Below are 14,576 nucleotides of genomic sequence, written 5' to 3'. Positions count from 1 at the left end.
TGTATAAAAATATCAGTTATGGAAAAATGCTGTAGTACAACCCCGGAAAAAGATCCAAAAGGACATACTCATAATCATTCAGAAGGAGATGGGCATAACCATGACCACGATCATGATGATCATGGCCATTCTCATGACACCGGCGATCAGACCATATTTCAGATGTTTCTCCCGGCGATTGTTTCTTTTGTGCTCTTACTATTAGGAATTGCTTTTGACAATTATATAAAACCTGCCTGGTTTGCAGGATGGGTACGTTTAGTCTGGTTCCTGGCAGCTTATATTCCTGTGGGCTTCCCTGTATTGAAGGATGCTTTTAAAAGTATTATTAAAGGTGATGTCTTTTCAGAATTCTTTCTGATGAGTATTGCCACCATTGGAGCCTTTGCGATCGGAGAATATCCTGAAGGAGTAGCAGTGATGCTTTTTTATGCTGTGGGAGAGGTTTTCCAGTCTATGGCGGTAACCCGAGCGAAAGGAAATATCAAAGCTTTACTAGATCAACGTCCTGATGAGGTTACGATTATGGAGAATAATCAGCCTAAAACCATTAAAGCTAAAGAAACAAAAATAGGAGATGTGATCCAGCTAAAACCTGGTGAAAAGCTAGCGCTGGATGGAGAACTGATTTCCGATTCAGCTTCATTTAATACCGCAGCATTGACCGGAGAAAGTAAACCCGATACCAAAAATAAAGGTGAAGTGGTTTTAGCAGGGATGATTAATATGAACAGTATTGCTTTGGTAAAAGTAACTACTGCTTATGAAGACAGTAAATTAAGTAAAATATTGGAGTTGGTTCAAAATGCAACCGCTCAGAAAGCCCCTACAGAATTATTCATCAGAAAATTTGCAAAAGTATATACACCAATTGTCGTATTTCTGGCAATAGGCATTACCTTCTTGCCTTATTTCTTTGTCAGCGATTATCTGTTTAGAGATTGGTTGTACAGAGCATTAATCTTCCTTGTAATTTCGTGTCCTTGCGCTTTGGTGATCTCTATTCCGTTAGGATACTTTGGGGGAATCGGGGCAGCGAGCAGAAACGGAATTTTATTTAAAGGAAGCAATTTCCTCGATAGCATTGCTGAGATCCAGAATGTAGTGATGGATAAAACCGGAACCATGACAGAAGGTGTTTTCAAAGTTCAGGAAGTAAATATGAGCTCTGAATTTAACAAAGATGAAATCATGCAGTTGGTTAATCTGCTGGAAAGTAAAAGTACCCACCCGGTAGCTACTGCCATTCACAATTATGTAGGAGATATTAATTATTCCATTCCGATGGAAGAAGTAGAAGAAATTGCGGGCCACGGATTGAAAGCTACAGTTAATGGAAAAGAATTGTTGGTAGGAAACTTTAAATTAATGGATAAGTTCAATATCAGTTACGATATCAATCATGCTAATATTGTGTATACCCTTATTGCGGTTGCGTATGATAAAAAATTCGCAGGATATATTACCATTGCAGACAGTATTAAAGCAGATGCCAAAGAAACCGTTGATAATCTTCACAAAATGGGCGTAAAAGCTACGATGTTAAGTGGAGATAAAGGAACCGTAGTAAAATATGTAGCCGATCAGTTGGGAATTGATAATGCATTTGGAGATCTTCTTCCGGAAGATAAAGTGAATAAAGTAAAAGAGATCAAAGCCAAAAATCAAACCGTTGCCTTTGTAGGGGATGGTGTGAATGATGCTCCGGTAGTGGCTTTAAGTGATGTGGGAATTGCAATGGGAGGTTTAGGCAGTGATGCTACGATTGAGACTGCAGATGTTGTTATTCAGGATGATAAACCAAGTAAAATTCCAATGGCAATCAATATCGGTAAACAAACGAAAAAAATCGTTTGGCAGAATATTATCCTGGCCTTTGCTGTAAAAGCGGTTGTGCTTATTTTGGGTGCAGGAGGTCTGGCAACAATGTGGGAAGCTGTTTTCGCAGATGTGGGAGTTGCTTTGCTGGCAATCTTAAATGCAGTGAGAATTCAGAGAATGAAGTTTTAGAAATTAAAAACATACAACTATATTATATTAAAGAAGGCTCTGCTGGTTACAGCGGAGTCTTTTTTTGTTGGAATACGCAAAGGCGCAAATTTTATCTGCATTGTGTATATTTTTAAGGCGCAAGAAAATCAAAGATTTTCAGCAGGAAATCTTCTAAATGATTTGCCACTAATACACAAATAAAAGGTTAGTATTTTCAAAAATGAATTTTAAGAACTCTTCTACCCTTGTATTTATCTTGTTTAACCACATATCCACATAGATTTTGTGCAAAATAAGCTCATTCGTGTATCCTTGGCATCAAAATATGCAGCATTCAATTTTATCGAAGATAAAATCCTGGCGCCTTAAAGCACAATCTTTTAAAAACTCTTCGCGCCGTTGCGTATTCCAACAACAACAACAACAACAACAACAAAGAAAAAGCCCTGCCGAAAAACAACAGAGCTTAACAAGATTAAACTTTTATAAAGAACTAAATTTTTTGTTTTGATAAGGCAAAGAAATCAAAATTCTCTTTTCCAATACTGAATTGATGTTCCCCAACTTTGGAAAAACCGTTTTTATCATAGAACTGTAATGCTCTTTCATTGGAATTCAGAACAGATAACCAGATGTATTTCTGATCAGAATTTTCGAATGAAGTCATGAGTTCATCCATCAATGCTTTTCCTGCTTTTTTATCCAGAAACTCTTTAAGAACGTAAATCTTCTGTAGCTGAGAAACATCAGCCGAATCAATAAAATCAGTAGGAGAATTCACTTTCAGTTTTGCATATCCAATAGGAAGCTCATTCCAAAAGGCAATCCAGAATTTATTATTAGGGTTTTGTATACTGCTCCTGATTTTATCAACACTGAAGGTTCGTTCAAAGTAATCAAACAAATCTTTTGGATCTCGGAAATGTTCCGAGAATGTTTCTGTGAAAGTTACCCTTCCCAGCAATGCAATGTGTTGAGCATCCTCTGTAGTAGCGGTTCTTATCTGGATCATAGTATAGATTCTGAAACCTTATATTCAAAGTTCGTTATAATATGATAATGATGACAGGTACAGTTTTATTAATTTTATAGGTAACAGATTCTTGTAAAGAGGTGAAGACTCTCGCAGATCTTGCTGTATCGCAGATAAAATCTTCTTACCTTAAAAATGTAATCTTAAAAGTTCTTTGTGCCTTCGCGTATTCCAACAAAACAGGAAAAATCATCAATGACATTCATCATAAATACAATATAAAACAATTTTGAAGTAGTATATTTGTAACACAGAACAGAAGAATTGAGGTTATTCATATCCATATTTATCATTTTTACGGTTGCAATACGTCCTGTGTTGCCACTGGTAAACTATGCGGTAAACTATGATTATATTGTAAAAAACCTTTGTGAAAAAAGAGATATCCCGCAGTCTACCTGTAAAGGGAAGTGCTATGTAGAGAAAGAACTGGCAAAAACAGAAAAACAGTCCAATACTTCACAAACTGTAAAGATTTCCGGATTAGATGTTTTTATCTCTAATGAAATCCTTTCTTTTTCGAACAAGAAAGATCCTGAACCACTGGTAAAAGCTCCAGGTTCGGATTACTTTGATTTCCATTCTTCTGATTATTTTTCCAGAATATTTCATCCTCCTTTAGTTTAGTTTTAATATTGAACTAAGATTTTAGTTTTTAGCTAAAATCTATATAAACAATTCATTGCGGATTTATAAAAAATTTTCTATGCGATTTCAATGTGTCGTATAATTTATTTTGATGTATTGTTTAATCCCGTAATTTTATCAATAGTATTAATTTCAATTTATTATTAAAATGAAATCTCCAATTATTTTGATGGCTTTGCTGTCAATTACCTTATTTTCCTGTGCAAAAGAGCCACAGGTAAAACATACAAATAAAATGGATTCTTCCGGAGAGAATATAAAGAACGTACAGGTCGTTAACGAAGAAGATCCTATATGCCATATGAAAACAGCAGGATTTACAAAAGATACTGCAGTATATAAAAATAAAATATATGGTTTCTGCAGCTCTTACTGTAAAGATGAATTCAAGAAAAATCCTGCAAGTTATGCCCAAAAATAAACAGACTAATAACAAAAGTAAGGTCATTATCCCGATTGCTGTTATGGCCTTATTATTCCTGGGAATAGGAGTAGGAATGGGTTATTTTAAAAAGAATCTTTATACAGTGATGAAAGTTCCTGATTTTGAATTGACCGATCAGAATGGAAAAAAAATCACCAATAAAGATATGTTGGGAAAAGTATATCTGGTAGAGTTTTTTTTCAGTAAATGTCCTACTATATGTCCTGTAATGAATACCAATATGAAGGCTGTGCAAAACCAAATTGATAACCCTGATTTTGGAATTATCTCCATCAGTATTGATCCGGAAAATGATACTCCTGAAGCTTTAAAAGAACATGCCAAAAGAATCGGAGCAAAATCTCCCAACTGGCATTTCCTGACTGGTGACAGAACATATATTGGTAACCTGGCAGATAAGTTTAATATCTATGTGGGAGATAAGGAAGATGATGCAGAAAGTCTTAATCATAGTGGAATGATTGCTCTTGTAGATGAAAAAGGAAATATCCGTTGCAGATACAATAAAGAAAATATGCCGATTCTTTATTATTCAGGATTAAATTATGAAGATCCGGAAGGAAAAACTCCAAAGTTAACCGGAAAGTATCATCCAGACAGAGAGATTCTGATTGAGGATGTTAAAAAGTTGCTGAATTAGAAGGGAAGAGGGACGCACGAAGATGGAAGTACTCTTCGTTTATAGAATAAAAGAGTTCAGATTATTAACTAATATAACTTCCAGCTTCCAGCCTCCTTACTTCCTTTTTAAAGAAATATTGTTAAACCATATAACAAAACATTATGAAGATTATGAAAATAGCTGCTTTAGGAGCAGTATTTGCGGCTCAGTTTACACTGGCTCAGTTTAAGCAAACCCCTTTACCATATGCTTATAATGCATTGGAAGGATCAATAGATGCACAGACCATGGAGATTCACTATTCAAAGCACGGAGCGGCCTACGCTGCCAATTTGAATAAGGCTATTGCCGGAACTCCACAAGAAAAAGAAACGTTGATTCAGATCCTTTCTGAAACTTCCAAATTAAGCCCTGCGGTAAGAAATAATGCTGGCGGACATTACAACCACGAGCTTTTCTGGACGATTCTTACTCCAGAGAAGAACACTCAGCCTTCAGCAAAATTAGCAAAGGCGATTAATGATGCTTTTGGAAGCCTTGATGCTTTTAAAGAAAAAATGAGTAAAGCGGGGGCAGACCGTTTCGGATCAGGATGGGCTTGGCTTTCTGTGGATAAAAACGGAAAACTTTTCGTTTCCTCTACTCCAAATCAGGACAACCCTTTGATGGATATTGTAGAAGAAAAAGGAACTCCTATTTTGGGAATAGATGTTTGGGAGCACGCTTATTACCTGAAATATCAGAATAAAAGAGCAGATTATCTTTCAGCGATCTGGAATGTACTGAACTGGAAAGAAGTCAGCAAAAGATATGAGGCTGCTTTAAGCAAAAAATAATCAATGAAATTCATTTACAGCATACTTTTTATAGGCTATATGGTGTTCAGACCTCTGATACCACTGGCTGAGTATGCTGTAAATTATGATTATATCGTTAATACGCTGTGTGTAAACAAAGCTAAACCTGAACTTCATTGTAACGGAAAATGTTACTTGAGCAAAGAGTTGGCAAAAGCCAATAACGAGACAGAATCTACTCCTTTCAATAAAATAAAAAACTCAGGGCAGAAAATTCTTGATGTGTATACACTGCCTGAGATTACAGAGGTTATCATTACTGGAAAAATTACATTTTTCAATTTCAACTTTCTTTATGAAACAGCTTATTCCTTTCTGTTTCTGAATCACATTTTCAAACCACCGGTTTTTTAAGTTTTTCCTATAAAATACTAACCACAAAAATCACAAAAGTTTACTTAAGAGAGCTTAAGTAAGCTAAAATTTACTGTGCCTTTTGTGGTAAAAAATATTGGATGTTTTTGCATTCAAAGTATTTGTATTTACCAACTAAAAAAATCAACAATGAAAATGTATCAACTTTTCATCATGAGTTTACTGTTGATGGTTGTTTCCTGCACCCTCGACAAAACGGATTATGAAAACGAAATCAATACAGCCGTTCCGGAACACTATGAGTTTAAAGAAGCAACGGCTATTAATAAAGATCAATATAAAATAAGCATAGAGACCTTAAACGGAACATTTTATCAGGGATATAATGAAATCAGAGTAAAGATTATCAATACTCAGACCAACGAAAATATCAATACTTCGAACATTACTTTTTTACCCATCATGACAAAAGCTGATGGAAGTAACACTTCATGTCCTTATCGATACACTTTAGATTACAAACAGGATGGGAAATATTATTCAGGGTATTCTGTATTTACTGATAAAAGTAATTCTACAGTAAGCTGGAAACTTTATATGAGTTTCACAGTGAAAGAGGAAATGTATACGATCAATAAAGATATTATTGTGAATGAGCAGAGCAATAAAAACCTTAATATGACTTCGTTTACAGGAAATGATGGTGAGCAATATTATATTGCCCTTATTGCCCCTCAGAAACCTAAGGTGGCAGAAAATAAACTGGTCGCTGGAATTTATAAATACAATAAACCTACTGTTTCATCCGGGAGTTTTCCTGATCCTTCACAGTTTTCCTATTCTGAAGTGAAAGGATATACGCTGCAATTGGATCCGAGAATGCCCGAACCATCCATGGGAAACCATTCCTCTCCCAATAATCAGAATTTAACACAGGGAAATGACGGATTGTATTACGGGATTGTCAACTATACCATGACAGGAAACTGGACTTTAAATTTTATCATGCTGAATCAAAATGGTAAGATCATTAAAGGAACTAAGGTTTCAACAGACTTTACCCCAGGTGTTCCGGGAGCTAAAAGTGAACTTTTTATTGATACCTTATTCTAAAGTAATGAAGCAGTTCGGAATTATATTGATCTTTTTGAGTGTTGTTATCAATGCACAACACCGAAAAGTAAAAAAAGACAGTATTGCTCATATCGCTGAGGTAAAAGTTAAAAGCAATAAAAAGAAGATTGAAACGGACATGAAAATGGGCGTTTCAGTGGATGAATTTTTGGCATCTTCTGATAAAATCAGTTTTATAAAACGTGGAGCCTATGCTTGGGAACCGTTGCTCAATAACATGAGTACGGAAAGATCCGTCATTACTCTTGATGGGATGCGCATCTTTGGAGCATGTACTGATAAAATGGATCCGGTTACCTCATATATGGAAAGCAATAATCTTTCAGGGATAGATATAAAATCAGGCCAGGAAGGAAGCTCGCATGGAGCAACAGTAGCAGGAAGTATTGATCTGAAAAGAAAAAGTACTTCTTTTGGCCTTGAAAAAAAGTGGAATGGGGCCTATCAGACAGGTTTTGAATTCAATAATAAGCAAGTATTCAATCTTGGAAATATATCTTATTCTGGGAAAAAGCTTGTGGTGGACGGAAGTATCTCATTCCGGAAAGCAGGGAATTATTATGACGGGAATGATGCTGAAGTAAATCACTCTCAATATAATAAGTTCAATACCGGAATTGGAATCGCTTACAAAACAAGTCCCTTGTCTTCAGTGAAAGTGGATGCGATTTTTGATATGGCAAAGGATGTTGGATTTCCAGCATTACCAATGGATTTATGGCTTTCCCGAGCAATGATTACCTCTGCGTCTTACAAACAATTATTTCAAGAAGGAGTCATTAAGTCCTGGGATACAAAAATCTATTTCAATACCATCGAACATTATATGGATGACACAAAGCGTCCTGAAAATCTGGTACACATGGATATGCCGGGATGGAGTACTACTTACGGTCTGGTTTCTTCAATGAATATTACAAAAGAACGATATACTTCAGACATAGAACTTAATGCCTACAACAATACATCAATTGCAGAAATGAGAATGTATCCTCAGGATAGAAAGAACAGAACCATGTTTGCGTATAGTTGGCCTTGGGTAACTACACGTTTTACCAGTTTTTCGATGAATAATAAATGGGATCTATCTGATAAAAGCCATTTGAGTTTTGGAGGATCATTAGGACTGAATTATAATGAGTCTAAATATCCTGAATTCAACTGGATCTTTCATCCTAGAGCATCACAGAAAAAGACAAGAATTCTTCCCAGCCTGCATGCTGGATATCAATTTACCAATCATCATTTTAATTTTTCTGTAGGAACGGGTTATGGCCATAGAGCGCCTTCCGTTTCAGAAGGGTATGGCTATTATATTTACAACAGCTTTGACCGCTATGACTATATCGGAAACCCTGATTTAAAAAATGAAATTTCTTATGAAACCAATGCCAGTGCAGGTTTTAAGAATGAAAAAATGAGTCTTGAAGCCAAAGTGAATTATTTCTATATTCAGAATTATATTATCGGAAGGATTCTGAGTCTTGGAAGCCCTATGAACTATCAATCGGTAGGAGTGAAGGCTTATACTTCACTGGATCATGCTACACTCTTTAATATGTCTCTGAATGCCAATTACAGCATTATCCCGGATTTACACTGGAAAGGAACGTTGACGTATGCAAGAGGAAGAGATGATAAAGGAAAAAACCTGCCCTTCATCCGCCCTTTAAGCTATCTGACTTCTTTACATTATACTCATGGTAGTTTTGGAATTCAGACCTCTGTAAATGGAGATTTTATTCAGCTTAATTACAGTCCGGAATATGGTGAAGATCAAACACCAGCTTACACCGTATGGAATCTTTCCATGGATTATACTTTCAGAATCAGAAAACTTAAGACCGTTTTTCAGATAGGAGCCGAAAACCTGTTAAACAAATATTACAGCACCTATGCAGACTGGGGAAACATCCCAAGAATGGGTCGTAATATTTATACGTCTTTAAAATTCAATTTTTAAAGATGACAGAAACTTTAATTAAAACAACAACTAAAATTTTTAAAATGCAAAACTTAAAACAATATCTACTATTATCCGCTTTTTCATTAGGAATCATTTCTTGCCAAAACAGTGATGATAATCCTGTTGCCAATAATGTGACCCTTGAATTCAAAAATACATTTAAAAATGAAACGATTGTTCTTGGAGGTGCCACTTCAAGTACTGCCACTATCAATACCTCAGCAGAAGGGCAAGTTCATCATTTTTCAGAATTGAAATATGTGATCAGTAATATTCGTCTGGTAAAAGCAGGTGGTAATGAAGTTCCTTATAAAGTCAATGATCTTGATCAGGGTGCTACAGTGATTGACCAATCAAAACCGGAAACGCTTCGTTACTTGCTGAGTAATATCCCTGCCGGAGAGTATAAAAAAATAAAATTCGGACTAGGTGTAAAAAAAGATCTGAATGTTTTAGATCAGGTTAGATTTCCAAAGTTCTATGCTACTGCAGGCTCCAATGATACCCAAATGATGTGGGAATGGGGAGCTGGGTATCGTTTTACAAAAATCGAAGGTTTTTATGGAGCGGATAATAAGCAGATGTCTATCCATACAGGAAGTACCATAAAAGGATCAGAAGGTAATTTTACCCAGGGAGTAGATGCATATAGAGATGTGACTTTAGATCTTTCTCAACATGCTATTGTAGATAATAAAGCTCCTAAAATTATTATTAAAGCAGATTTTGATAAACTGTTAACGGGTAAAATCAATACGATTGTATTGGTTACAGGAACTGGATCAGATGGCAATGCCACTCCGAATATTCATACCGCTAATCAAATGGTAAAATTTGTTGATAACCTCGGTGGAAACGGTTCAAGTGATATTTCCGGAATGTTTTCAGTGAGTGCTGTTGAAAATTAAACTCTTTTCTGTTGCGATGAAAAAAGGATTAAGCATTTTAGTAATTGTTATTCTATTAATATCTTGTAATAATGATCGTTACGAACCTGTTTCTGACGATAATCCACAGATCTCGCTCAATATTCCGTCTGGGTTTCCGGAACTAAATAATTCGGTGAACTTTAACAGACCTACAAAGTATGGGGTAGAGTTGGGGGAAAAGTTATTTAATGAGAAAAGGCTGAGTGCAGATAATAGTATTTCCTGCTCCAGTTGTCATATACAGGGAAATGCCTTTGCTGATCATAATGCACAGGGAGTAGGGATTCAGAATAGAGTAGGATTGCGAAATGTTCCCGCTATTCAGAATATGCTCTTTATGAGGTTTTATAATTGGGATGGCAATATCCTTCAATTAGAAAATCAGCCCTTGGTTCCTATTATCACTCATGAAGAAATGGGTTCTTCTATTCTGGAGGTGATAGGGAAAATAAGAGACGATATAATGTATAAAGATCTGTTTCGAAAAGCATTTGGAAGTGAAGCCATTACTGCTGAAAGAATTTATAAAAGTATTGCCCAATATGAATACACTTTGATTTCTGCCAATAGCAAGTACGATAAAGTAAAACGAAATGAAGGGGAAGCTTTTACAGAAAACGAGAAACAAGGTTATCAGACTTTTCAGCAAAAGTGTGCAAGCTGTCATAATACAGAGCTTTTTACCGATCAAAGTTTCAGAAATATCGGATTTCCTGTAAATCCGAATACTAATGAAGCAGGACGTGGAAGAGTTACCGGTATTCCGGGAGATTATATGAGTTTCAGAGTTCCCTCTCTAAGAAATGTAGAATATACGGCTCCTTATGGAAGCTATGGACAGTTCCCAACATTAAGAGCAGTTCTGGATTATTTTGATAAAGGTGTTTTGGAAGCAGATAACCTTGATCCTGTTTTTAAAAATAATGGAAACAGAATTCCTCTCTCAGAGCAGGAAAAGACCAATCTTATCTTGTTTATGAAGACACTGAGCGACCGTGAATTTGTGAAAAAATAATCATTGATAAACACAGAGAAATTCAACAGAAATTAATTGTTTATATCCCGTTACAATGTAGCGGGATTTTTCATGTTTATTGGTTGATAATCATTTTGTTCTGCATAACATCGTATCTAGTGGGAATTTTATATCTTTGCCGGAATTTGGTGAGCCATAATAAGCTCTTAAAAGGGAATCCGGTGAAAATCCGGAACAGACCCGCTGCTGTAAGCTCCGCACCAAAGTTTTTGAAAAATACATCCACTGTTTTTAGGAATGGGAAGGATTTCAAAAATGGAGTAAGTCAGAAGACCTGCCAGAAATAATAAACGTTTGACGCTTTCGTGGAATAAAGCTTAGGACAACAATGATTCTGTGCAGTGACAGCTGTGCTTTGTCGTTGCTATTCTTATATCCATTAGCGTCATCATGATCCATGAATGAGCTAATGATAGCAAAACTAACTACATTTCAATTCCATACGATTGTTTTCACGGTATTCGTGTTGACTTCTCAAATTTTATTTTCTCAATCAAGAAAAAAAGATAGTATTAAAGGGGAAGCCATAAAGACTGTCAATATTTACAAAAAAAACTTTAAAGAAATCTTGCCTGCGCAGGTCTTACAAGGTGAAGAACTAGAAAGGCTTAATAGCCATTCTGTTGCAGATGCATTACGGTATTTTTCCGGTGTCCAGATTAAAGATTATGGAGGAATGGGAGGTTTGAAGACTGTCAATATCCGAAGCATGGGAAGTCAGCACGTAGGTGTTTTCTATGATGGAATTCAACTTGGAAATGCGCAGAACGGATTGGTAGATTTGGGAAGGTATTCTTTGGATGATCTGGAAGAAATTTCATTGTACAATGGTCAGAAAAGTGAAATTTTTCAGCCCGCAAAAGACTTTGGGTCATCAGGATCTATTTATTTACAACCCAAAACACCTGTATTCACAGGAAATAAGAAAACCAATCTTTTGATAAGAGCAAAAAGTGCTTCTATTGATTTATTTAATCCTTCTTTCCGCTTAGAACAAAAGATTTCCAAAAGAATTTCAGCAAGCATCAGTGCAGAATTTCTCCAAAGTGATGGTCTTTACAAATTCCATTATAGTAGGAAATATCCTAATGGAGCTACTGCTTCTGATACCATTTCCAAAAGATATGATTCCGACATTAAAGCAAAGCGCTTTGAAACGGCTCTTAATGGAACTTTAAATAACGGAAGCTGGAATATACGGGGGTATGGTTATATTTCAAACCGTGGTATTCCGGCACCTATTGTGAAGAACCGTTTTAAAGCAAGAGGAGCGAGAATGCTTGATGAAAATTATTTTGTTCAGGCCAATTTCAGAAAAAAACTGTTTCCTAAGCTTGAAACTCAGCTGAAGGCAAAGTTTGCTTATGATTATACCTATTTTAATGATACGGTGTTGTCTCAGTCTGCGATGCCAGCCATCAATACTTATATTCAACGGGAAGTTTATCTTTCCTCTTCCAATGTATACTCCATCACTCCTAATTGGGATGTCAGTCTGAATGGAGACTTTCAGTACAATAATCTGGATGCTAATTTGTATAACTTTTCATATCCTACCCGCTATACTACGCTTGTTGCCTTAGCTTCTACTTATCAGTGGAACAGGTTTAAGTTTTTAGGAAGCCTTTTAGGGACATTTACCTTTGAGGAAGTAAAAATGAATAAACGTCCTGATGACAGGAGAGAATGGACACCTGCTTTCTTTATGAGTTATCAGCCTGAATCAATACCAGAGCTTACCCTCAGAGCTTTCTATAAAAATATTTTCAGATTACCAACCTTTAATGACCTGTATTATACGAGTGTTGGAAATACGTATCTGCAACCTGAGTTTACTCATCAATACGATGTGGGATTTACTTATCAAAAAAAATATAATCATTCCCTATTGAAAGGTCTTTATGTAAAAGTAGACGGATATTATAACAGGGTAAAAGATAAAATTGTTGCTGTACCTACCACTAATATGTTTCGTTGGATGATGGTAAACCTTGGGAAGGTTGAAATCATTGGGGCAGATGTAAACATACAGGCTGAAATGATGTTGGGGAATGTGAAAATTAGACCATTATTATCATATACCTATCAGAAGGCTCAGGACATAACAAACAATGCCGGAGAGAAAGAAACCTATTATGGAGAACAAATCCCTTATACACCATGGCATAGCGGATCCTTTACTTTAATGGCTGATTATAAAGACTGGAGTTTCAATTACAGTACAATCTATGTAGGAAAAAGATATGATGGGCAGCTGGATAATATTCAGTACAATTTTATTCAGCCCTGGTATACCCACGATCTTTCTATTCAGAGAAAACTGAGCCTGGCCGGACATCCTTTTAAAATTAATCTGGAAATGAATAATGTTTTTAACCAGTACTATGATGTAGTGCTCAATTATCCTATGCCGGGAAGAAACTTCAGACTCACTTTAAACTTTAATTTATGAAAAAGCTAAATATTTGTTTTCTGTTTTTGACATTGATTGCGCTTGTTTCCTGTCGTACCGATGATATCATTATTCCCATGGAAGTTGTAGAAGGGCTAAGCCCTGTTGAAAATACAGCAATAAAAGGATTCTATGTATTGAATGAAGGAAATATGGGCAGCAACAAATGCACCCTTGATTTTTTTGATTATACCAAAGGAACCTATTTCAGAAATATCTATTCAGAGATCAATCCCAATGTTTTAAAAGAATTGGGTGATGTAGGAAATGATATTAAAATCTACGGGAGTAAGCTATACATTGTAGTTAATGTTTCCAATACCATCGAAGTGCTGGATGCCAAAACCGCCAAGCATATCAAATCAATTTATTTACAAAATTGCAGATATATGACCTTTAAAGATGGAAAAGCCTATGCCAGCAGTTATGCAGGGCCTGTGGATATCAACCCGCTAGCTCCAAAAGGAAAAGTAGCAGAAATAGATACTTTATCTCTTACTATTCAGCGTACTGCAACAGTAGGATATCAGCCGGAAGAAATGGAAGTTGTAGGAAATCAATTATTTGTTGCCAATTCCGGAGGATACATGGTTCCGAATTATGACAGAACCGTTTCAGTGATTGATCTGAACACTTTTACTGAAAAGAAGAAAATTGATGTAGCGATCAATCTTCACCGTCTTAAAAAAGATAACTATGGGGACTTATATGTGAGTTCAAGAGGAGATTATTATAACATTCCTTCCAATTTATACCTGGTAGATGCAGCAACAGGAGTGATCAAAAAAGACTTTCATATTGCAGTCAGTGAGATGACCATTGTGAATGATAAATTGTATTACTATGGAAATGAATTCAACTATAATACCCACGCTTATGTAAAGACATTTGGAATTATAGACGTAAAGACGGAGCAGGTTATTTCCAACAGAATTATGGATAAGGAGTATGAATCAATCATTAAAACACCTTACGGAATTGCCGTAAATCCAATTACTGAAGACATTTATATGACAGATGCCCGAAACTATGTATCGATGGGATTTGTATACTGCTTCGATAAAAACGGACATTTTAAATGGAAAACTGAAGGCGGAAATATCCCTGCCCATTTTGCTTTTTTATATAAATAATAAAAACTGAGAAC

The 14,576-nt window shown here is 35.8% G+C and carries 13 protein-coding genes and 1 riboswitch; of the genes, 12 read left to right on the top strand and 1 reads right to left on the bottom strand.

Annotated features, from left to right (window positions below):
• The first annotated feature begins 18 nt into the window (after positions 1-18).
• Positions 19-2,010, top strand: coding sequence for a heavy metal translocating P-type ATPase (locus GTR01_RS06250; protein WP_160137005.1), 1,992 nt, complete (start codon positions 19-21; stop codon positions 2,008-2,010).
• Between the two features lie 475 nt (positions 2,011-2,485).
• Here GTR01_RS06250 and GTR01_RS06245 read toward each other — a convergent pair whose 3' ends face one another.
• On the bottom strand, positions 2,486-3,004 hold the full coding sequence (locus GTR01_RS06245) for a GNAT family N-acetyltransferase (protein ID WP_160137004.1): 519 nt from the start codon (positions 3,002-3,004) through the stop codon (positions 2,486-2,488).
• 285 nt (positions 3,005-3,289) lie between these two features.
• Between GTR01_RS06245 and GTR01_RS06240 the strand changes: the two genes are divergently transcribed.
• The 11 genes from GTR01_RS06240 to GTR01_RS06190 all read left to right on the top strand — a co-directional run bounded on the left by GTR01_RS06240 (position 3,290) and on the right by GTR01_RS06190 (position 14,562).
• Complete coding sequence (locus tag GTR01_RS06240) at positions 3,290-3,652, top strand: hypothetical protein (protein WP_160137003.1); 363 nt, start codon at positions 3,290-3,292, stop codon at positions 3,650-3,652.
• 169 nt (positions 3,653-3,821) lie between these two features.
• Positions 3,822-4,094 (top strand): YHS domain-containing protein, encoded by a 273-nt coding sequence (locus GTR01_RS06235; protein WP_160137002.1) that lies wholly within the window; start codon positions 3,822-3,824, stop codon positions 4,092-4,094.
• Positions 4,081-4,758 carry an SCO family protein gene (locus GTR01_RS06230; protein ID WP_160137001.1) on the top strand — a complete coding sequence of 226 codons (678 nt, stop codon included), beginning with the start codon at positions 4,081-4,083 and terminating at the stop codon, positions 4,756-4,758. The genes GTR01_RS06235 and GTR01_RS06230 overlap by 14 nt, the downstream gene beginning before the upstream one ends.
• A 143-nt stretch (positions 4,759-4,901) precedes the next feature.
• Entirely contained in the window at positions 4,902-5,576 is a 675-nt protein-coding gene (locus GTR01_RS06225) for a superoxide dismutase (RefSeq protein WP_160137000.1), read from the top strand.
• Between the two features lie 3 nt (positions 5,577-5,579).
• Positions 5,580-5,951 carry a hypothetical protein gene (locus GTR01_RS06220; RefSeq protein WP_160136999.1) on the top strand — a complete coding sequence of 124 codons (372 nt, stop codon included), beginning with the start codon at positions 5,580-5,582 and terminating at the stop codon, positions 5,949-5,951.
• 150 nt (positions 5,952-6,101) lie between these two features.
• Positions 6,102-7,025: a hypothetical protein gene (locus tag GTR01_RS06215; RefSeq protein WP_160136998.1), complete on the top strand. Its 924-nt coding sequence runs from the start codon at positions 6,102-6,104 to the stop codon at positions 7,023-7,025.
• 4 nt (positions 7,026-7,029) lie between these two features.
• Entirely contained in the window at positions 7,030-9,009 is a 1,980-nt protein-coding gene (locus tag GTR01_RS06210) for a TonB-dependent receptor (RefSeq protein ID WP_160136997.1), read from the top strand.
• A gap of 44 nt (positions 9,010-9,053) precedes the next feature.
• The gene (locus GTR01_RS06205; RefSeq protein WP_160136996.1) at positions 9,054-9,920 is read left to right on the top strand and encodes an MbnP family protein; all 867 of its coding nucleotides are present in this window, start codon (positions 9,054-9,056) and stop codon (positions 9,918-9,920) included.
• Between the two features lie 16 nt (positions 9,921-9,936).
• Positions 9,937-10,956: a cytochrome-c peroxidase gene (locus GTR01_RS06200; protein ID WP_160136995.1), complete on the top strand. Its 1,020-nt coding sequence runs from the start codon at positions 9,937-9,939 to the stop codon at positions 10,954-10,956.
• 130 nt (positions 10,957-11,086) lie between these two features.
• Positions 11,087-11,274: riboswitch (cobalamin riboswitch) on the top strand.
• 112 nt (positions 11,275-11,386) lie between these two features.
• Positions 11,387-13,429, top strand: coding sequence for a TonB-dependent receptor plug domain-containing protein (locus GTR01_RS06195; RefSeq protein WP_160136994.1), 2,043 nt, complete (start codon positions 11,387-11,389; stop codon positions 13,427-13,429).
• Positions 13,426-14,562, top strand: a complete 1,137-nt coding sequence (locus GTR01_RS06190; protein WP_160136993.1) for a YncE family protein — start codon at positions 13,426-13,428, stop codon at positions 14,560-14,562. The genes GTR01_RS06195 and GTR01_RS06190 overlap by 4 nt, the downstream gene beginning before the upstream one ends.
• Positions 14,563-14,576: the final 14 nt, after the last annotated feature.

Origin of the sequence: Chryseobacterium sp. c4a, assembly GCF_009900745.1 — a bacterium.
Lineage (GTDB): Bacteria > Bacteroidota > Bacteroidia > Flavobacteriales > Weeksellaceae > Chryseobacterium.
This window is presented reverse-complemented; position numbering and strand designations above follow the sequence as displayed.

Excerpts from the sequence above, each read along its gene's own strand:
- GTR01_RS06205 (WP_160136996.1), top strand. The coding sequence starts at position 9,054 with ATGCAAAACTTAAAACAATATCTACTATTATCCGCTTTTTCATTAGGA.
- GTR01_RS06200 (WP_160136995.1), top strand. The coding sequence starts at position 9,937 with ATGAAAAAAGGATTAAGCATTTTAGTAATTGTTATTCTATTAATATCT.
- GTR01_RS06215 (WP_160136998.1), top strand. The coding sequence starts at position 6,102 with ATGAAAATGTATCAACTTTTCATCATGAGTTTACTGTTGATGGTTGTT.
- GTR01_RS06230 (WP_160137001.1), top strand. The coding sequence starts at position 4,081 with ATGCCCAAAAATAAACAGACTAATAACAAAAGTAAGGTCATTATCCCG.
- GTR01_RS06220 (WP_160136999.1), top strand. The coding sequence starts at position 5,580 with ATGAAATTCATTTACAGCATACTTTTTATAGGCTATATGGTGTTCAGA.
- GTR01_RS06195 (WP_160136994.1), top strand. The coding sequence starts at position 11,387 with ATGATAGCAAAACTAACTACATTTCAATTCCATACGATTGTTTTCACG.
- GTR01_RS06190 (WP_160136993.1), top strand. The coding sequence starts at position 13,426 with ATGAAAAAGCTAAATATTTGTTTTCTGTTTTTGACATTGATTGCGCTT.
- GTR01_RS06225 (WP_160137000.1), top strand. The coding sequence starts at position 4,902 with ATGAAGATTATGAAAATAGCTGCTTTAGGAGCAGTATTTGCGGCTCAG.
- GTR01_RS06235 (WP_160137002.1), top strand. The coding sequence starts at position 3,822 with ATGAAATCTCCAATTATTTTGATGGCTTTGCTGTCAATTACCTTATTT.
- GTR01_RS06245 (WP_160137004.1), bottom strand. The coding sequence starts at position 3,004 with ATGATCCAGATAAGAACCGCTACTACAGAGGATGCTCAACACATTGCA.
- GTR01_RS06250 (WP_160137005.1), top strand. The coding sequence starts at position 19 with ATGGAAAAATGCTGTAGTACAACCCCGGAAAAAGATCCAAAAGGACAT.
- GTR01_RS06210 (WP_160136997.1), top strand. The coding sequence starts at position 7,030 with ATGAAGCAGTTCGGAATTATATTGATCTTTTTGAGTGTTGTTATCAAT.